Origin of the sequence: Fontisubflavum oceani, assembly GCF_030407165.1 — a bacterium.
In the GTDB taxonomy this organism is placed as follows: Bacteria; Pseudomonadota; Alphaproteobacteria; order Rhodobacterales; family Rhodobacteraceae; genus Rhodophyticola; species Rhodophyticola oceani.
This window is the reverse complement of the sequence record NZ_CP129111.1, coordinates 2,206,699-2,225,948: the sequence shown is the minus strand read 5'-3', so window position 1 is coordinate 2,225,948 and position 19,250 is coordinate 2,206,699. Positions and strand designations below refer to the sequence as shown.

The window sequence follows — 19,250 nt, the reverse complement described above, 5'->3', positions numbered from 1 at the left end:
CCTGACAGATAACGTCCGGCCCGGGCCGCTTTGCGCCGCTGAGGGAAGACGTTCATGGCGACCGCCACCGAAATAATGCGCCCAACGGACACGGTCAGTTGGAAAAGCGGGTTCAACACGATCAAGCGGGTCACCCGGCTGGCGCTCAAGACACCCTGGATGGTCGCAATCGCTCTTGGCTCCACCGTGATCGCCTCGGCGCTGCAATTGCTGGTGCCGATCCTCTTGGGGCGCGCGGTGGATCAAACCCAGGCCCTGGTCTCCGACCCGGCGGGGGCGGAGGCCGCGACAGCGGCGCTTTGGACCACGGCTTGGCTGGTCCTGGCAGTCTGGGTCGCGCGCGGCCTCTTCACCGTGTTCCAGAACTATTTCAGCGAAAGCGTCGGCCACAATGTCGGCTACATGCTGCGGCTGGCCTATTATGAGAAAATCCAACGCTTGAGCTTTGGGTTTCATGACCGGATGCATTCCGGCGATCTGATCACGCTTGGGATGCTCGATCTCGAAGGCGTGCGGATGTTCTTTTCCACCGGTTTGGTCCGGATCGTTCTGTTGAGCATGCTGATCGGCATTGGCGGTTATCTCCTGCTCTCGACCGATCTCGTGCTTGGCCTTCTGGCGTTGAGCTTCGTGCCCTTTGTTACCTGGCGCTCCTCGGTCACGCAGTTGAAACTCCGCAGCACCTGGTTGGAGTTGCAAAACCGTCTCTCGGTGCTGAGCCGCGTGATGGAGGAAAACCTCGGCGGCATCCGCGTGGTCCGCGCCTTCGCGGCCAAGCCGCATGAAATGGCGAAATATGCCGATGCCTCGGAAAGCGCCCTTGAATTGGCCCATGACCGGGTCGATATCCGCGTCCGCAATACCTCGATGATGACCTTTTCCTTCCTCGCCGCGATGGGGCTGGTGCTTTGGGTCGGAAGCGGCAAGGTCGTCGCAGGTGAGATCACCGTGGGTACCTTGGCCTCGTTCCTGACCTTCATGACGATCCTGCAAATGCCGGTGCGGCAGTTGGGAATGCTGGTAAATTCCTTCGCCAGGACCGCGACCTGTGGCGAGCGGATCTTTGCCCTCTTGGATCTCGACCTGGCCATCACCGACGCGCCGGAAGCGCCAGACCTGGAGATCAGTGCGGGCGAATTGCGGTTCGACAATGTCGGCTTCACCTACCCCGCCGCCACGTCCCCGACGCTTCAGGGGCTGAGCTTCACCGCCAAGCGCGGCGAAACCATCGGCTTGATCGGTCCGCCTGGCAGTGGGAAATCCACCATCGCGCATCTGATCCCGCGTTTTTATGACGTGAGCCAGGGTCGGATCACCATTGATGGCCAGGACATCCGCGATGTGACGTTACAATCGCTCCGCCGCGAAGTGGTTGTGGTGCAGCAGGACGCGTTTTTGTTCACCACCAGCCTGGAGAACAACATCGCCTATGGCGACCCCTGGGCGCCGCCTTCACGGATCGCCGATGCCAGCGCCTCGGCGCAATTGGATCAGTTCATCGCGACGCTGCCATCGGGATATGAGACAGTTGTGGGTGAACGCGGTGCGTCGCTTTCGGGTGGGCAACGGCAGCGGATGACCATCGCCCGCACCCTTATGCTGCGCCCGTCCGTGTTGATTTTCGACGACAGCACCGCCGCCGTCGATGCCGGCACGGAACAGCGGATCAGAACCACGATCCAGGCGCAGGCCAGCGACCGGGTCACCATCATCGTGGCGCATCGGCTCAACTCGCTGATGCATGCGGATCGGATTCTGTTCATCGAGAATGGTCAGATCGTTGAGCAGGGCAACCATGCCGAGCTTCTGGCGCTTGGCGGGCGATACCGCGCGCTGCATGACCTGCAAATTCGACCAGAGGAGCCCGCGTCATGAGCGAAGAACTGGAAGTCGAACGCGGCGATGTTCGCGACAATGGCCGCCGTCCGCCCCGCGCCGTTGTCGGCTCGCACCGGATTGAGGAAGAGATGTTCGGCCGGGTGTTCGACCGCAACATCGTGATGCGAATCTGGCAGTTTGTACGCCCCTATAAGCGGCAATTGGTGATCTCGATCATCGCGGTTCTGGTCTTCACGGGCACCCAACTGGCCATCCCGCTGATCATCCGCCATGCCATTGATAACGGCCTCACCGGCGATGCTGCGGGCCAAGCGGCCCTGCTGGCGGCGATGATTGCCTTCGGGCTGGCCATCGGGCTGAACTTTGTCGCCGCGTGGGTGCAGGAAAGCGTCGTCGGGAAAGCTGCCGAAAACGTGCTGTTCGATATCCGCACCGCGATGTTCGGGCATCTGCAGGATGTCTCGCTCAGCTTCATGGACAAGACCGAGGTCGGCCGCCTGATGTCACGCCTGCAAGGCGATGTGAACGCGATGCAGGAGTTTCTTGAAACCTCGGTGCTGTCGGTCGGTGATATCGTGCTGCTCTTCGGGATCATCGTCTCGATGCTGTGGCTGAATGTGCAACTGGGTCTGTTGACCCTTTGCGTGTTACCGGTGCTGTTTTTGGTCCGTGTGATCTGGCTCCCCCGGGCCCGGGCCGCATTCATGGCGGCACATGAGGCGAACTCGGTCACCAATGGCGCTTTGGCCGAGGCGATCCACGGCGTGCGCACCGTGCAAAGCATGGATCGTCAGCCCGTGAATTTCGCGCTTTATGACGACAAGGCGCAAGCGACGCTGCGGGCCCATCGCACCGCGTCGAAATACGCGCAGGTGATGGTGCCAATCGTCGATAGCCTGACCGGTATCGCCATGGCGGTCGTGGTTGTGGTTGGCGGTTCCATGGTGCTGGGTCAGCAACTGGAGGTCGGCGTGATGGTCGCCTTCCTGTTCTACATCCAACGGTTTTTCGACCCGATCCGATCGCTGACGATGCAGTATTCGGTGATGCAACGCGCCATGGCCTCGGGGCAGCGGTTGATCGACGTGCTCGATGTGCGCGTCGATATCAAAGACGCGCCCAATGCCATCGACTTCCGCATGACATGGATGGCCGCGTGGAGTTTCGCGATGTCACCTTTGGCTATGTGCCGGACACGCCAGTTCTGAAATCCGTCAGCTTCACCGTGAACCCGGGCGAGACGGTGGCGCTGGTCGGCCCGACCGGGTCAGGCAAGTCCAGCGCGATGTCGTTGCTGAACCGGTTCTATGATGTGCAAGGCGGGCAGGTTTTGGTCGGCGGTCGGGATGTGCGCGAGGTGACGCAAGCCTCGCTTGGGCGCGAGATCGCCATGGTGTTGCAGGAACCCTATCTGTTCAGCGGCACGGTGATGGAGAACATCCGCTACAACAAAACAGACGCAACCGCAGAGGATGTGATCGAAGCGGCCAAAGCCGTCGGGGCGCATGAGTTCATCACGGCCCTGCCGCAAGGGTATGAGACCGTGATTGGCGAACGCGGCGGAACCCTATCCCTTGGTCAGCGGCAGCTGATCAGCTTCGCCCGAGCCTTGGTCGCCGATGCGCGGATTCTGGTGCTGGATGAAGCGACGGCCAGCATCGACAGCTATACGGAGATGTTGATCCAGAAGGCTCTGGTGACGCTCCTGACTGGGCGCACCGGATTGGTGATCGCGCATCGCCTGGCGACGATCCGCGATGCCGATAAGATCATTGTGCTGCAAGCCGGTGAGGTGCTGGAACAAGGCAATCATGACGAGCTGATGGCCCATGGCGGGCTTTATGCGCAGCTCTATAGCGTGAACTATGCTTCGTTCGACGACCTGTCGGGGGCGGAGATCGACCCCCGCGCGCCGCAGAAATCCTAGCCGTTCTCTTTCAGCCGCGGATCGAGGAAATCGCGTAGCCAATCGCCGATGATGTTGAAGGCCAGAACTGTGAACACGATGGCGAGGCCCGGGAACACCGCCAGCCACCATTTGTTCGACAACAGATGGTCACGGCTTTCCGACAACATGCTGCCCCAGGTCGGCACATCGGGTGGCACGCCGAGCCCGAGGAAGGACAGCGCCGCCTCGGACAGGATCACGCCGGCGACGTTGAACGAGGCGATAACAGTCAGCGGCGCGATGATATTGGGCAGGATCGTGCGAAACAGGATTGAAAACGTGCTGTCTCCCATCGCGCGCGCGGCCTCGACATATTCCTTTTCTCGCAAGGAGAGCGTTTGCGCGCGCACAATCCGGGCATAGGTGATCCATTGCCCGATCCCAAGAACCAGGATGATGTTGACCAGCCCCGGCCCGAGCACCACCAGGAACATGATCGCCAGAAGGATGAACGGAAAAGCCAGTTGGATGTCGCCAAGCCGCATGATCACATCGTCGATCCAGCCGCCGAAATAGCCGGAGACAAGCCCCGCGATGGTGCCCAAAGTGCCGCCGACAACGATGGCCGCGACGCCCACCAGCAGTGACACGCGCGCGCCATAGAGCAGGCGCGACAGCACATCCCGGCCCAACTGGTCCGAACCCAGCCAATAGGTCAGGTCCCCTGCCCCCGGCTGCCCCGGCTCAAGCAGGCGCATCATGATGTTTTGACGATTTGGGTCGAACGGCGCGAGCCAAGGCCCGAAAATCGCAACGAATGTCACCACCAAGAGGATCAACATGCCGACCAGCGCCCAACGGCTGGTCACCATGCTTTGAAACGCCCGGCGCAGCTCTCGGCGACGGTAGGACGACGCCATGCCGCCGACGGCCTGGGTCGAGGCGGAACTTGGAGCGGGTGTTGTATCGGCCATGTCGCGCGCGCCTTTAGAGTTTCACGCGCGGATCAAGCCGCGCATAGATCAGATCGACGATCAGATTGAGGAGAATGAAAATCACCGCCAGCAAGATGACAGAGGCTTGCACCACCGGAATGTCCCGCTGGTTGATCGCATTGAACACCAAACGACCAATGCCGGGGTAAGAGAACACCGTCTCGACCACGACCACACCGCCGAGCAGGAAGCCAAACTCCAGGCCGATCATGGTGACCACCGGCAACCAAGCGTTGCGCATCGCGTGATGGATCACCACCCGGCGCTCAGAGATGCCTTTGGAGCGTGCGGTGCGGACATAATCCTGCTGCAACACCTCCAACATGGACGAGCGGATCAGCCGCGCATTCCGGGCGAGCGTATAGGTACCCACCGCCAAGGCCGGCATGATCATATAGTACATCGACTGCGGCAGATTGCGAAACGCGGTCGCAAAATCGCCTTCGAACAACGGCTCCAGAAACGGCACATGGCCCGAGATCGGGAACCAGCGCAGATAGAGACCGAAGAACATGATCATCATGATCCCCATCCAGAAATTCGGGATCGATTGGCCCAGCATCGCAAAGGTCATGATGCCGCCATCAGCGGGCTTGCCGCGATTGAGCGCGGCATAGATGCCAAGCGGAATGGACAGGCCAATGGCCAAAACCAGCGAGAAAAACGTCAACTCGATCGTGGCGGGCATCGCCTCCATCACCACATCCATCGCGGGCTGGCGATAGCTGAGCGAATTGCCAAAATCGCCCTGCAGGGCGTTCCAGATATAGCTCAGGTATTGAATGTGCAGCGGCCGGTCGAAGCCAAGCGCGCGCCGCGCCGCCTCGATCTCTTCGGTGCTCGCGTTCTCGGACACGAACAGATAGGTCGGATCACCGCCAATCTGGAGCGAGATGAAGCTAATCAATGTGACGCCGATCAGCACAACGATGCTTTGCAAAAGGCGTCTTGCCAAAAATGTCCACATGCGGCGGCGCCCTCTAACAGTTCGGAAGGTTCATGGGAAAAGACGACCGGCGGGCCGCGCCAACCGGCGGTGCATGATGCTTAAAAGACCATCCATCTTGCTCGATTTGGGTCGTCGCATCGCCCCTCTCCCCGTCTTTTCCATCGACACCGCCTTGGGATGCTTGACAATCAATTCGATGTTCTCCCAAGGTAGGTTATAGATTGTCGACAGTAGAACAACCAAACCATGTGGCTCCCGATGCGTCAAGCATGCAAATCGAGAAAACGGGGACGGAACTGTCGAGTTTGGTACAGGCTGAGCGCCAAGGGGCACAGGTGATGAAAAAGGGTGCAGATCACATAAGAGACAGATCGGCGGCGGCAGCGCCAGGCCTCAATGGGTACGGCGACTGGACCACTGGCCTGCCACAAGGAAAGACACGCGATGCAGCCTGACGAAAGACGAGCCTCCTCCGCGACACCATTGCTGGAGGTGCGAGACCTGCAAACCACGTTCGACCTCACCAAGACTCTGTCGGTCCGGGCGGTGGATGGCGTGAGCTTTGAGGTCCATGCGGGCGAGACCCTGGCCATTGTTGGCGAAAGCGGATCGGGAAAATCGGTCACAAGCCTGTCGATCATGGGCCTTCTGCCCAAAGATGTGGGTCGTGTTTCTGGTGGCAGTATCAAGCTGAACGGGCGCGAGATCACCACGCTCAGCGATACCGAGATGCGCGAGATCCGCGGCAAAGAGATCGGCATGATCTTTCAGGAGCCGATGACCAGCCTGAACCCGGTTCACACGTGGGCCAGCAGATCGCAGAAATGGTCATTCGGCACCAAAACCTGTCGAAAGCAAAGGCCCGCGCCCGCGCGATCGAGATGCTGGAACTGGTCGGCATCCCCGAGCCGACGACCCGGGTCGACAACTATCCCCATGAGATGTCGGGCGGTATGCGCCAACGCGCGATGATCGCCATGGCGCTGGCCTGCGAGCCACGGATTCTGATCGCTGATGAGCCGACCACCGCGCTGGATGTGACCATTCAGGCGCAGATGCTGGAGTTGATGCAGGACCTGCAACAGAAACTTGGCATGGCGATCATCTTCATCACCCACGATCTGGGCGTGGTGGCCGAGGTCGCGGACCGGGTCGTCGTCATGTATGCCGCGCAAGTGGTGGAAACCGGCGGGGTGGAGGACATTTTCCGCAACCCGCGCATGCCCTACACGGCGGGCCTGATGAACTCGATCCCGCGCCTTGGATCGTCGATCAACAAGACACGGTTGGAGGCGATCCCGGGCACGGTCCCTGCCCTGACCAGCCTGCCCGAAGGCTGCCGCTTCCATCCACGCTGCGCCTTTGCCACGGAGGTCTGCAAAACTGCGCCACCCATCTTAGAAAGCGCCAGCGATGGCCACATGATCCGCTGCATCCGCTGGCGTGAGCTGAATTTGAGCGAAAGGCGCGCGTCATGACGATGCCACTCCTCCAAGTCGACAAGCTGCGCAAATACTTCCCGATCCATGGCGGCGTGCTGCAACGCGTGGTCAACAATGTGAAAGCCGTCGATGACGTCTCATTCGACATCAACGCGGGCGAAGTCGTGGGCCTTGTCGGCGAAAGCGGGTCGGGCAAAACCACCGTCGGGCGCACGATCTTGCGGCTGGAACACGCTACCAGTGGCGAGGTGCGTTTTAGCGGCGCCGATGTGATGGGGCTGAACGCGTCCGAGATGCGGGCCTATCGCAAGCGGATGCAGATCATCTTTCAGGACCCTTATGCCAGCCTGAACCCCCGCGAGAAGGTGCGCGAGGTGCTGACCCACCCCTTGAAACTGCACAAAATCGGAGCCGCCTCGGAACATGAGGATCGCGCCGCCGCCTTGCTGGAAAAAGTCGGGCTATCGCGGGATCACCTCGCCCGCTTCCCGCACGAGTTTTCCGGCGGGCAGCGCCAGCGGATCGGAATTGCCCGGGCGCTCGCGGTCGAGCCGGAGTTCATCGTTGCCGATGAACCGGTCTCGGCGCTGGACGTGTCGATCCAGGCGCAGGTGATCAACCTCTTGGAAGATCTGAAAAACGATCTCGATCTGACGATGTTGTTCATCGCCCATGATCTGGGCGTCGTGGAACATATCTGCGACCGGGTGATTGTGATGTATCTGGGCCGGGTGATGGAAATTGCCTCGGCGGCGGATCTCTACGCCCGGCCCAACCATCCCTACACCCAGGCCCTGCTGTCGGCCGTGCCGATCCCCGAACCGGGCAAGCGCCGCTCCAGGACAGTGTTAAAAGGCGACATCCCAAGCCCGATCAACCCGCCATCGGGCTGCGTCTTCAGAACCCGCTGCCCGCTTGCGACGGCTGAATGCGCAAAGGTCGTGCCGGAGTTGAAATCCGTAGGGGACGGGCACGCAAGCGCGTGTATTCACACCACCTGACTTAGACAGTCGAGGCGGGTCCGATTCCCGGTAGTAGCCGTGATTTGCCGCGCGCGGCTCTTTCAACGTTCGCAAAGCATGACCGAGTGGCGTGCAAAACGCCGCTGGTTGGGCACCTCAATACGGTCGACGAACCCCGGAAAACACCGCTTTACGCGTTCTCAAGCGCACATTCCCCAAGAAAGCTTGACAACACGCGAAGCCACGCTGCATTGTCCACTTATGGATTGTCGACATTACACAACATCAAACCTGCATGGCGACGATGCGACAAATGCCACGGGTTGTATCCAATCGACCTGCGCCTTGCCGATTGATGTTGCAAGATCGACGCCCCGCTCCTTTAAGTATCGCCACCTTCCTGTTGGGCGTCTTGTTGAGATGCCATCCGCTCAGACACACCAACGGGCCGATAGTGATTTCCTAGGAGGAGCGACCTTATGACGACCGCAAAACCTGCCCTTGCCGACCCGATGCCCCATGACATTGCGCCAATCGAAAACGTGCCCCTGCGCGTTCAAGTGGCGGACCGATTGCGCAGCGCGATCTTGAGTGGGCGCTTGCGGCCCGGGACGGGTTTGGTTGAAACCGCCCTTGCCGAGCAAATGAACGTCTCCCGCGCGCCGATCCGCGAGGCGATCCAGATTCTGGAGAATGACGGGCTGGTTGAAACCATCGCCTATAAGGGCAAGCGGGTGAAACCGCTAACCGCGCGCGAGGTGGCCGAAACCTATTCTCTGCGGGAAGTATTCGAGGTGATGGCAGTGCGTCGGATTTTGGAAAACGGCGCGCCCTTGGATTTACTGCGCGAACATTGCGACGCGATGACCGCAGCAGCGGCGGCCGATGATTTTGAAGCGCTGGTTGCCGCCGACGAGGCCTTTCACCATGCCTTGATCGTTCTGGCCGATCATGACCTGCTCTTGGCTTCGTGGAAGAACCTCTATCTCCGCATTCACCAGATCATGGCGCTGCGCAACCGTGACGAACGTAATCTCGATGAGGTCGCGGGCAACCACCCCCGATTGTGGACGCCCTGGCCGATGGCGACGCCGAGCGCGCCATCAAGCTGATCTCTGACCATACCCGCATTCTGGCCGCCTTTGACCCGGCGACCATTGTCGAAGCCTTGTGACCGCGAAGACCTGAAAAACGCGCTTGGCGCGGCTTGGATAGCTTCGAGGTTGCCGAAACCCGGACTGAAGAAACGTTGTTCAGAAAATCAAAAAACAGTCCACCGAAGACCATCCAACAGGTGAAAGGAAAGCCAATGCCAAGACTACACCACTTGCTTGCAGCCGGTGCTGCCAGCGTCGCGCTGATGACGGGGGCCTATGCGCAGCCCGCTGATGACACGATTGTCGTCGGTCTGAGCGCGGATATCACAACACTCGACCCGGCCCCGATTTCTTCGCGCGACAACTCGAATATCGCGCGGCATATCTTCGGCACCCTCTTCACCATGGGCGGCGACGGCGTCGCCCGCCCTGACTTGGCCAATACGCTGGAGATCTCCGACGATGGGATGGCATATGTCTACACGTTGAACGAGGGCCTGACCTGTCATGATGGGGAGGCGTTGACCGCCGAGGATGCCGCCTATTCCTTCAACCGCGCCGCTGACCCGGAAAATGCCTTCACCGGCAACACCCCCGGCTTTGTGTTCAGCTCGATTGATTTCCAAAGTGCCGAGGCGTTGGATGATCTGCGGGTACAGATCAACATCGGTGCGCCGAACCCCATCGCCTTTGGTCTGATCGCGGAGGTCTTCATCCACTGCATGGACAGCTATGAGGCGATGACCCTCGATGAAGCGTCGGGTAACCCGATTGGCTCGGGCCCCTATCGTCTGGCCGACTGGCGGCGCGGATCGAGGTCGTTCTGGAGGCCGTCGAAGGCGCGGATGTTGGGTTCGAGCGTATCATCTGGCGGTTCATTCCCGAAGCCTCCACCCGCTCCGCCGAGCTGATGGCGGGCAATGTGGATATCATCACCAATGTGGCACCGGACCAGATGGATGTCATCAATGCCAGCGGTGCAGCCGAGGTGAACCCGATCCAGGGCACCCGGCGGATGTATGTCGGCTTCAACCTCAGCGACAGCATGGCGATGGAGCCCGGTGGCGATGCCATCCAAGACCCGGCGGTGCGCCGTGCCCTGCAATATGCGGTCAATGTGCCCGCCATCTGCAGCCAGTTGCTCAACTTCGAATGTGAGCGGATGACCGGTATCGTGAACCCGCCAAATGCGAACCAGAGCCTTGAGCCCTACCCCTATGATCCCGAAACCGCAGAGCGGCTTTTGGACGAAGCGGGCTGGCCGCGCGGGGACGATGGCACACGTTTCTCCATCGCTTTCCAGGCTGGCCAGGGGCGCTATCTGAACGATGCCAATGTCGTGCAGGCCATTGCGCAATACCTCGAAGATGTGGGCCTGGATGTCGATCTGCAGATCATGGAATGGTCCAGTGTCTATATTCCGATCATCCGTGAACGGAACGCCGGCCCGCTCTACTTCATCGGGTCCGGGGGCGCTCTGTGGAGCCCGCTCTACGACATGACCGATCTGGCCGCCGTCGATGCGGGCACGAACTACACCCATTGGGATGATCCGCGCTGGTTCGACCGTTGGGCCGACATCGCTGCGGCAGAGACCGAAGAAGAAACCCGTCAGATCGTCGATGAGATGCTGCAGGTCTTCTACGACGATGGCCCGTGGCTGCACCTCTACTTCCAGCCGGACTTTTACGGCGTCAGCAACCGGATCGACTGGACCCCGCGTCCAGACGAAAAAGTCTATCTGTTCGACGCCGGTCTGAACTGAGCAAGCGTTCTCCCTGTCGCTTGCGACGGATGGGTGTCAGGTCTTCGGACCTGGCACCTTTCTTTTTTGGGGACCAAATCAGCCCGGCATTTGGCCGAGTTCTGATGATCGCAAACAGATACTCACAAGGGGCAGCCTACTATGCTCCAGTTGCGCCAGGATGACCTCCGGGGAAGTACTCACGTCGCCAGTGCGGCTCGATCATGTCCCTAAGCTGGTCATTCCTTATCCAGGGGTGAAGTTTTCCTCATAGAACCGGTACCAATTGCCCCCCATGATCCCGGCGACCTCAGCCTCGCTCAGACCTGTTGCGCGCAGCCCGGCTTCGATGTTGCCGAAGTCGCGATTGTCGCGGAACCAATGCGGCATGGGTGGAAACCCGGGCGCTGTGGCGGAGCCTTCGCCGTAGTCGATCTCTTTGGTCCAGCGCCCCACACGCATCCATTCCACAATGCTGTCGGGCTGATCCTGGCAAAGATCTGTGCCGATCCCGAGATGTTCGGCGCCATAGGTCTCAGCCGTGCGCGCCACCATCTCGCAGAAGCTTTCAAGCGTGCAGTCGGATTTGTCTTTCAGGTGATGCGGATAGACCGAAAACCCCAACATCCCGCCGTTTTCCGTCACGGCGCGGATCACGTCGGGTTTCTTGTTCCGCAAGGCGGCCGCCCAGTCATACGGGTTGGCATGGGTGATCGCGATGGGACGGTCCGAAATATCCGCCGCTTCGATGGTGGAGCGGTCGCCCGAATGGCTCATGTCGATCACCAGACCAACCCGGTTCATCTCCTTGATGACCTGGCGGCCCATCCGCGTGATGCCGCCATCTTCAGCCTCATAACAACCCGTCGCGAGCAGAGACTGGTTGTTATAGGTCAGTTGCATGAAGCGCGCGCCGAGGTCGTGCAGGATTTCGACCAGACCGATGTCGTCCTCAATCGGCGATGGGTTCTGGAACCCAAAGAACACCGCCGTGCGCCCCGTGTCCCGCGCAATGTCGATATCGCTGGCCCATTTGCCCTTCATGATCAGATCGGGAAACTGCTCGAACCAGCGGTTCCATTTCTCGAAATTCAGAACCGTTTCGCGGAAGTTCTCATGATAGGCGACGGTGACATGGATCGCGTCTACGCCACCTTCGCGGAGTTGCCGGAAGATCTTCTCCGACCAGTTCGCGTATTGCAGATTGTCGATCCGCATCAGACCGGTGCTCCGGCAGAGATATAGGCCGTCTTGACGGTGGTGTAGAACTCTGCCGCCGCCTTGCCCTGTTCGCGCGGCCCGTAGGAGCTGTCGCCCCGCCCGCCGAAAGGCACGTGGTAGTCGGTGCCTGCGGTCGGCAGGTTCACGGTGACCACGCCCGTTCGCGCGTTCCGCCGGAAATGTGTGGCGCGGGCAAGGTTTTGCGTCACGATGCCGGAGGTCAGGCCGAAATTAGTATCGTTGACCGTGGCCAGCGCCTCATCATAGCTGCCGACCTTGATGACGCTGGTCAGCGGCGCGAACATCTCTTCGCGATTGATGCGCATATCGTTGGTGGTGTTCAGGAACACGCCGGGGCTCATGTAGAAACCTTGATGTGGCATATCGAGCCTGACACCGCCGCAGGCCAGCTCGGCCCCTTCGGATTGGCCTAGGTCGACATAGGCGAGATTCTCAGTCAGCTGCTGTTCGCTGACGATCGGGCCCATCTGCACGCCGTCTTCGAGCGCATGGCCGACCTTCATCGCCTGCGCGCCGATCACGAGCTTTTCGACAAAGGCGTCATGGATACCGGCATGGACCACGAGACGCGAAGACGCCGTGCATTTCTGCCCGGACCCGCCAAAGGCCCCGCCAAGCGCAAGCGACACAGCCAGATCGAGATCGGCATCGTCCATCACCGCTAGCGCGTTCTTGGAGCCCATTTCGGCCTGAATCTTGGTGAAATTCTGCACCGCCGCCGCCGCGATCCCGCGTCCGACCGGCACCGAGCCGGTGAAGCTGATCGCGTTGATTTTGGGGCTTTCGACCAGCCGCTGGCCGATCGTCCGGCCTGCGCCCATGACCAGGCTGAACAGGCCTTTGGGGATGTCCTGACGGTCGATGATCTCGGTCAGCGCCACGGCGGAGGCCGGCGTGACATTGGCCGGTTTCCACACGACCGCATTGCCATAGCAAAGCGCGGGCGCGATTTTCCAAGACGCGGTGGCGGTGGGGAAGTTCCAGGGGCTGATGATTGCCACGGTGCCGACGGGTTCACGGCGGATATCCACTTCGACGCCAGCGCGTACGCTGTCCGCATTCTCGCCCAACTGGCGCAGACATTCGGCGGCGTAATAGGTGAAAAACTGCCCGGCCCGGTAAACCTCGCCTTTGCCCTCAGCCAGCGGCTTGCCCTCTTCCCGGCTCAGAAGCGTGCCAAGCTCTTCGGCCCGCGCCATCAACTCATTGCCGATCGACATCAAGACCGCCTGCTTGCGCTCCATCGGATAGCTGGCCCATTCGATCTGCGCCGCATGCGCCCGATCCAGTGTCGCCTCAAGCTGATCCCCGCTGGCCTGCGCGAAGACTCCGACGCAATCGCTCAGATCCGATGGGTTGATATTCTCAATCTCGCCCTCACCCGTCTGCCATTCGCCCGCAATCAGATTTCGCTGTACCTCGGTCATGTTATATCGCCTCGCAAATGGTCTGGTTCGCAATCGTATTGACACTTGCCGTCCCTTCATTCAAACTAAAATAAGTGAAACTAATTTCAGATATATTGAAATGGCGCTGAAGATCGAAATGTTCCGCTGCCTCTCGGCAGTCGCGCGTAGTGGCACCCTTCGCGACGGGGCGGATTTGCTATCCAAAACGCCTTCAGCCGTCTCGATGACTCTTAAGCAATTTGAAGAGCACCTTGGTCAGCCGCTTTTTGAGAAAGACCGGAAGAACAAGCTTACGTCGGTCGGTGCTTATGTTCTGGAGCAAGCCGAACGCGAATTGCAGCATTTCGACATGACCGTCAAAGCGATCCAAGACTTTGCCCACGGTCGGCAGGGGCATGTCCGCTTGGCCGTGGTCCCATCCGTCGCAGGAACCGTGATGCCCCGCTTCTACGCGCAGCACTTGCATGCCCTCGAGTCGATCCATCTAGAGGTGCGCGACATGGATTCGACCTCTGTCCTGCAGGAGCTTTTCTGGGGTCGGGTCGATATCGGGATCGCCACAAGCAGCGATACCGGCATGGGCCTAAGTAGCCTCCCCCTGATGACGGATCCGTTCGGCGTCGTGACCTCCCCCGACCACCCGCTTGCGGCAGAGACATCCCCGGTGTCCTGGTCGGATCTGCAAGCCACCCGCCTGATCTCGAACAGCCTGTCTGCGGGAATTGCACATCCTGAGTCGAAAGACCTGCACCGGCGCGCCAATCTTTCGGCGCATAACCTAACCTCGATCCTTGCGATGGTCCGCGCCAATATCGGTGTGACGATCCTGCCCGAGATGGCCGTTTGGACCACACGGCCAGATGATCTGGTCTTTCGCCCCCTCGAAGACCCGGACGCAGTGCGGCAGATTCAAATCCTGCGCAAAGCCGGCGCGTCTCAATCCCCCGCCGAAACCCTGGTTGAGACGGGCATCATAAAGACTGTGCAAGAGATGACCCAATGCGGCTGAGCGGCTCTGCATCGTCTAAAGCGGGCTGGGCGGCACCTCCACTTTCAGAAATTCTGAAATATACTCAATAGATTCGCATTTGCCTTAAAGAAACCGCTGTGGGTAGAAGGCAGGAAACAGCCTCTCACATATGGAATCTCAAAATGTCCCATACACTCACGAAAACCGGTGGATCGGCCAGGTTTTCGGCAATTGCCTCACATGGCGGACAAATCCACCTTGCCGGTCAAGTCTCGCAGCTAAAAGAGGCCGATATCGTCGCGCAATCAAATGACGTTTTTGCCAAGGTCGACGCCCTGCTGGCAGAGGCCGGGACAGACCGCAGTCATATCATCTCCGTCCAGGTCTGGCTGACCGATATGAGCGACTATGCTGGCTTCAATGACGCCTGGGACAGTTGGGTCAGCGGCATCGCCCCACCGACACGTGTCTGTGTGGAAGCCCGCCTCGCGCAGCCGCATTACAAGGTCGAAGTGCTGGTGATCGCTGCGGCCCCTGACCTTCGCCCCCGATTAAGGCCGGTTTGATCTGGAATCTTCCGGTTGGTTTGCTATCTTGAGCGGCAGCGTGGAGTCCGCAAGGGTCTCAAGCGCTGACGCGGAGGTGCTCTTCACGAATTCCGTTGGTGAGAGGTAACTCCGTTTTGCGATGACCCGGATATCGGCGAGAAGGTCGAGTTTGGAGAGTAAGGCGGATCGCTAACAGGAACTCCAACCAACCCATGCACTTTTCATTTTTTACGGGTTACTTGAGATACCGACGATGCAATCTTCTATGGATGTCCCACTCGTTTGGATTGTCGGGTTGAAAAGCCACTTTGAATCCAAATTCGTCCACCCCGACCAAGGCCAAGAAACGCTCTGCGTGTTCGTGCCAATATGAGCAATCTGCGGACCAAACGCCATTCCTCCGATATGAATCCGCTGATGGTCGCCCAGAAATGTTACACCTTGCCTCACCATGCGATGACAAAACTCCTTCCGGCAACCTATCTTCATAGATTTCAGAAATATGACGAAGAGCATATTCTTCGGAAACGGGCATCTTTTCATGCGCCACGAAAATAAAAAGAGATAGCAAAATCATAACGATGATGAGAATCATTCGCGATCTTGAGGTGAATTTCTTCATGAAACAATCTTTCGCACATAACTTCTCAACAGACAAATCCTTCTCTGTGGTGACCAGAAGGCAATTGCCCAACAGAGGTTCTCCAACACTACAATAAGCAAACCCAGCGAGGCTGATGAAACGCACTACTCAAATTTCTGGGTCTTGAGCTGGGAGCGATCTCTCAACCGAACACTGTCCAGAGGGTGTGGAAATCACTCGCAACCAAATTGGTAGCAATTACCGTTGCGGCTGGAATCTGGTCAAAATCGCTCAAGTGGTATTGAGACCCCAATTGGTGCCAAAATCATCCTGCAAAGACACCAAGCCGCAAGCCACACAAATAAGATACTGTTTTCTTTTGGTAAGCATTGTGCGCTGGGGTGGAATCGAACCGCCGGCACAAGGATTATGAGTTTTCCTAAGGCCCTAGCCAAACCATGGCGTTTTCGAGCAATCCGTATCGAATGTGGTCTGCTATAAAATACTTGGACACATCAAACTGTCTCGCTCTGCGTCAAAGCCGAGCAATCAAGCTCAAGCATTTTAGCCCCCATGTGGCGCCCAGCACCGCGAGCCGACGCTAGATGAATCACTTGTTAACCAGAGTCTGGTACATCTCTTTAGTCTCAAATTTTCAGGGGTTGCTGATCGTGACATATGAATTTCGGGGAGCTTCGGTGCTTGATGCGGTTCAGCAGGCCGTAGGTCGCGATGCAGTAGTCATTGAAGAGAAGAAACTAAACAAGACCACTCAAAAGTTTAACTTCGCTGCCCGCGCTCGCCTTGGCAGCGCATTGTTTGTTGGCGAAGGCAACTTTAGCTTTGCGTTGGCTTTGGCGCGTTTGAAGGGGGGACGCCTTCATCCATTCTTGCCACTGCATACGAGGAAGAAGCTGATCTGGGCGATACGGCCTATGACAACGCCGCGAAGTTGCTCAAGCTTGGCTCGCAGGTCAAAACGGGCGTTGATACTACCTGTTTGTCAAAGACAATCGGGCAGCGTCGATTTCGCACCATTATCTTTCAGTTCCCAAATGTCGCCTCGCGCGAAGCGCTCTACGGTCAAAACCCAAATCATGTTCTCGTCACGCGCTTTCTGAAGAGCAGCCGCGCCCACCTGAAATCCAGTGGCCTTGTCGTCATCTCGACAGTGGATAGCCCTTTCTACGAGGGCGCGTTCAGGATAGATGAGGCAGCCAGGAAAGCTGGTTTTACAGCCCCAGACATCTATACTTTCAACCCCAAAGACTATCCGGCCTATTCTCATCAGAACACGGGTGATGAGGAGTCAGCGATAAATGAGCACACAGCCTTCGCAACTTTCGTTTTTTCAGCCTGAATTTCCTTCGGGCCTGAAATATCTTCCCGATTTCATTTCAGGGGAGGAAGCCGACTATCTGGTGCACAAGATTGATGCGCAACCTTGGCGCAACGATTTGAAACGGCGTGTGCAGCACTATGGCTATCGCTATGACTACAAAGCAAGACAGGCTCGGGAAGAAGATTTTCTCGGACTACTACCCACGTATCTGCATGTTCTGGCGGAGCGGCTGGCCCATACTGGTCATTTCGCTTCCATCCCGGATCAGGTCATTGTGAATGAATACATGCCAGGCCAGGGCATATCTGCGCATGTGGATTGCAGGCCCTGTTTTGGTGATGTGATCGCGTCATTGAGCCTTCTGTCGTCTTGCGTGATGCGCCTAGAGAATACCAAAGTCGGTCAAAAAACTGACTTGGTCCTTGAGCCGGGAAGCTTGCTCATTCTCTCCGGTGAAGCGCGTCACGTTTGGACTCATGCCATTCCGGCGCAAAAAAGTGATATGGTTAATGGCCAGAAGCAACCCCGATCCCGGCGATTGTCACTCACATTTCGTGAGATGCGTTTCGAGTGAATTCGCGCAGGCCCGTTCAGGGTGTTTCCTGCCGATGCGCCCCCTTTCAAGTTGTCCGCATACCTGACTTCCGACGGGTGCAGAGCTTTGCACCAACGGCGAAAGTCAGCTGCGAAGGACTGCATGGCAGCATCAGACTAGTATGACCGATGGCAGCTTTAGGCCGGTTTCAAACCCTGTGTGGAAGCTTAAATGGCTCAGATGGGGCGGGCAGAACCTCACGGTGTTTGGTTTCAAGCCCGGTGCGGTTGAGAACGGCACGGCAACACGAAGACGGAGGATGGTGCCCCGCACTTCGGCTTGGTGCAATCGCGTGCTTGTTTAGAAGCACAACCACAGGCTCTGACCGACCTGACCTAGGTATACAGGTCGATCAACTGCTTGCGTGCGGCGCGCCGGCGCGATCCGCCGGGAGTGTCATTGGCCGTCTCGCTCGCGTCCATCGTCAAGGCCGAGGCCAGTGCCTCGCTGGGATTGAACCCGAAGGTGGATCGGAACAGCCGGGTGAAATGGGCCTGATCGTGAAAAGACCAGTGTTTGGAGATGCGCCCGATCGCACCGCGTTCGGGTGGTGACACCGATAGATCCTCCAATGCGCGCTCAAGACGCATGCGCGTCACCGCGCGACGCAGGCCGCCTTCTTCCGAAAACATGCGATACAAGACCGGCCGGGACACCCCCACAGCCCGACAGATCGCGTCTGCATTAAGCTCGGGCTCACGGAGATGCTGCTCGATATACCGGCGGACTGCGACCTCCCGGGCGCGAACCGACGCTCGGAACACAGTCTCATCGCGCAGATCGCGCGTAATCAGCCCCTTCATCAGGCCAACAAACCCATCTGCCAAAGTGGGGGCATCGTTGACCGACCCCGGTGGGACGATATCGAGAAGCATTTCAAGGTTGCTCCGAATGACCCGTCCCACTGCCGAGTCGACCGGCAATTGCAAAAGCGCGGCATGTTTCGATGGGTCATACCCAAGCGCCGCATAAGGAAAGGTCAGACTGACAAAATCGGCATCGTGTTCGCTGGCCTGATAGTCCTGATGAAAATCAAATAGCGTTAGACGACCGGGTTCCATCTTGAATGAGACACCACCCATGGCCCCCCGTGTCACGCCGGCCAGATGGATCCGAAGCACCAAGAGATCTTCCCGCTCCAGCTTCAGGTTCTTCTGAGTGCGCCGGATGCCGGAGTTCGTCACCCGATAATGGCCGAGGACAGTTTGACCGATGCGATAAGCCTCGGCGCTCGCGTCAAACTCCTGATGTGCCAGGTTGTGCAAACTCACATCGAACAGGCCGGAGAAATGCGCGCGCCAGACATCCATCTTCTCTTGTTGAGACAAGCCCTCAAGATCGAGCTTTGTATGGGGCAGGCTGTAGTTGGCCTCCGGCACTTCACGCGCGCGATTGGCCGGCGCAGGCGTGGAGATCGGCGCGGCCACGACCACCGGCCTCGTTGGCAGGTCGCACTCGGCGCCTCGGCTGTCTAACTGCGGTTTGGGCATGTGTTTGACCGTCGAACCCAGAACAATGATGTCGTGTCGCGGGCAATCGCGACCTGCACGATGCGATGCCTTCCCCCGCAACTTCGATATCTGACTGAACGATCGCCGATGCTTCGGATACCGCGTCCAGGAATATTGAGACGGGCATCCAAGTG

18 protein-coding genes and 1 pseudogene are annotated in these 19,250 nt (G+C 58.7%); 13 read left to right on the top strand and 6 right to left on the bottom strand.

The window, feature by feature from the left end:
• The first annotated feature begins 54 nt into the window (after positions 1 to 54).
• The 3 genes from QTA57_RS11380 to QTA57_RS11370 are packed head-to-tail and all read left to right on the top strand — an operon-like array spanning position 55 to position 3,766.
• A complete protein-coding gene (locus QTA57_RS11380; protein WP_290151527.1) occupies positions 55 to 1,875 on the top strand; it encodes an ABC transporter ATP-binding protein in 1,821 nt (606 codons plus the stop codon).
• Complete coding sequence (locus QTA57_RS11375) at positions 1,872 to 3,047, top strand: ABC transporter ATP-binding protein (RefSeq protein WP_290151525.1); 1,176 nt, start codon at positions 1,872 to 1,874, stop codon at positions 3,045 to 3,047. Before QTA57_RS11380 ends, QTA57_RS11375 begins: the two co-directional genes overlap by 4 nt.
• Positions 2,996 to 3,766, top strand: a complete 771-nt coding sequence (locus QTA57_RS11370) for an ABC transporter ATP-binding protein (RefSeq protein WP_290151524.1) — start codon at positions 2,996 to 2,998, stop codon at positions 3,764 to 3,766. The genes QTA57_RS11375 and QTA57_RS11370 overlap by 52 nt, the downstream gene beginning before the upstream one ends.
• On the opposite strand, the gene QTA57_RS11365 is transcribed toward QTA57_RS11370, so the two are convergent.
• Together QTA57_RS11365 and QTA57_RS11360 are read right to left on the bottom strand one after the other, a co-directional pair.
• Positions 3,763 to 4,701 carry an ABC transporter permease gene (locus tag QTA57_RS11365; protein WP_171558770.1) on the bottom strand — a complete coding sequence of 313 codons (939 nt, stop codon included), beginning with the start codon at positions 4,699 to 4,701 and terminating at the stop codon, positions 3,763 to 3,765. The genes QTA57_RS11370 and QTA57_RS11365 overlap by 4 nt on opposite strands.
• A gap of 13 nt (positions 4,702 to 4,714) precedes the next feature.
• Positions 4,715 to 5,689 carry an ABC transporter permease gene (locus QTA57_RS11360; protein WP_145207935.1) on the bottom strand — a complete coding sequence of 325 codons (975 nt, stop codon included), beginning with the start codon at positions 5,687 to 5,689 and terminating at the stop codon, positions 4,715 to 4,717.
• A 378-nt stretch (positions 5,690 to 6,067) separates the two neighbouring features.
• Here QTA57_RS11360 and QTA57_RS18705 point away from each other — a divergent pair.
• The 6 genes and pseudogenes from QTA57_RS18705 to QTA57_RS11330 form a co-directional block, all read left to right on the top strand.
• Positions 6,068 to 6,744, top strand: a pseudogene (locus QTA57_RS18705) (ATP-binding cassette domain-containing protein); the annotation flags it as partial.
• Complete coding sequence (locus QTA57_RS18700) at positions 6,727 to 7,149, top strand: oligopeptide/dipeptide ABC transporter ATP-binding protein (RefSeq protein WP_456237565.1); 423 nt, start codon at positions 6,727 to 6,729, stop codon at positions 7,147 to 7,149. The pseudogene QTA57_RS18705 and the gene QTA57_RS18700, both read left to right, overlap by 18 nt.
• A complete protein-coding gene (locus tag QTA57_RS11345) occupies positions 7,146 to 8,114 on the top strand; it encodes an ABC transporter ATP-binding protein (protein ID WP_290151522.1) in 969 nt (322 codons plus the stop codon). The genes QTA57_RS18700 and QTA57_RS11345 overlap by 4 nt, the downstream gene beginning before the upstream one ends.
• A gap of 440 nt (positions 8,115 to 8,554) precedes the next feature.
• Positions 8,555 to 9,187: a GntR family transcriptional regulator gene (locus tag QTA57_RS11340; RefSeq protein ID WP_290151521.1), complete on the top strand. Its 633-nt coding sequence runs from the start codon at positions 8,555 to 8,557 to the stop codon at positions 9,185 to 9,187.
• Positions 9,188 to 9,384: 197 nt separating this feature from the next.
• Positions 9,385 to 10,083, top strand: a complete 699-nt coding sequence (locus QTA57_RS11335) for an ABC transporter substrate-binding protein (protein WP_290151520.1) — start codon at positions 9,385 to 9,387, stop codon at positions 10,081 to 10,083.
• Positions 9,972 to 10,937 carry an ABC transporter substrate-binding protein gene (locus tag QTA57_RS11330; RefSeq protein WP_330696802.1) on the top strand — a complete coding sequence of 322 codons (966 nt, stop codon included), beginning with the start codon at positions 9,972 to 9,974 and terminating at the stop codon, positions 10,935 to 10,937. Before QTA57_RS11335 ends, QTA57_RS11330 begins: the two co-directional genes overlap by 112 nt.
• Before the next feature lie 225 nt (positions 10,938 to 11,162).
• On the opposite strand, the gene QTA57_RS11325 is transcribed toward QTA57_RS11330, so the two are convergent.
• The gene (locus QTA57_RS11325; RefSeq protein ID WP_290151519.1) at positions 11,163 to 12,134 is read right to left on the bottom strand and encodes a membrane dipeptidase; all 972 of its coding nucleotides are present in this window, start codon (positions 12,132 to 12,134) and stop codon (positions 11,163 to 11,165) included.
• The gene (locus QTA57_RS11320; RefSeq protein ID WP_290151518.1) at positions 12,134 to 13,585 is read right to left on the bottom strand and encodes an aldehyde dehydrogenase family protein; all 1,452 of its coding nucleotides are present in this window, start codon (positions 13,583 to 13,585) and stop codon (positions 12,134 to 12,136) included. The genes QTA57_RS11325 and QTA57_RS11320 overlap by 1 nt, the downstream gene beginning before the upstream one ends.
• Here QTA57_RS11320 and QTA57_RS11315 point away from each other — a divergent pair.
• Positions 13,584 to 14,576, top strand: coding sequence for a LysR family transcriptional regulator (locus QTA57_RS11315; protein ID WP_290151517.1), 993 nt, complete (start codon positions 13,584 to 13,586; stop codon positions 14,574 to 14,576). The genes QTA57_RS11320 and QTA57_RS11315 overlap by 2 nt on opposite strands.
• A 143-nt stretch (positions 14,577 to 14,719) precedes the next feature.
• Positions 14,720 to 15,103 carry a RidA family protein gene (locus QTA57_RS11310; protein ID WP_290151516.1) on the top strand — a complete coding sequence of 128 codons (384 nt, stop codon included), beginning with the start codon at positions 14,720 to 14,722 and terminating at the stop codon, positions 15,101 to 15,103.
• A gap of 217 nt (positions 15,104 to 15,320) precedes the next feature.
• Here the strand turns inward: QTA57_RS11310 and QTA57_RS11305 are convergent, their stop codons facing one another.
• Positions 15,321 to 15,707: a hypothetical protein gene (locus tag QTA57_RS11305; protein WP_290151514.1), complete on the bottom strand. Its 387-nt coding sequence runs from the start codon at positions 15,705 to 15,707 to the stop codon at positions 15,321 to 15,323.
• A gap of 847 nt (positions 15,708 to 16,554) precedes the next feature.
• On the opposite strand from QTA57_RS11305, the gene QTA57_RS11300 reads away from it, so the two are divergent.
• Positions 16,555 to 17,028, top strand: coding sequence for a Rossmann-like fold-containing protein (locus tag QTA57_RS11300; protein ID WP_330696801.1), 474 nt, complete (start codon positions 16,555 to 16,557; stop codon positions 17,026 to 17,028).
• The gene (locus QTA57_RS11295) at positions 16,988 to 17,584 is read left to right on the top strand and encodes an alpha-ketoglutarate-dependent dioxygenase AlkB (protein ID WP_290151513.1); all 597 of its coding nucleotides are present in this window, start codon (positions 16,988 to 16,990) and stop codon (positions 17,582 to 17,584) included. The genes QTA57_RS11300 and QTA57_RS11295 overlap by 41 nt, the downstream gene beginning before the upstream one ends.
• Positions 17,585 to 17,940: 356 nt before the next feature.
• On the opposite strand, the gene QTA57_RS11290 is transcribed toward QTA57_RS11295, so the two are convergent.
• On the bottom strand, positions 17,941 to 19,095 hold the full coding sequence (locus QTA57_RS11290; protein ID WP_290151512.1) for a helix-turn-helix domain-containing protein: 1,155 nt from the start codon (positions 19,093 to 19,095) through the stop codon (positions 17,941 to 17,943).
• Between the last annotated feature and the right edge of the window lie 155 nt (positions 19,096 to 19,250).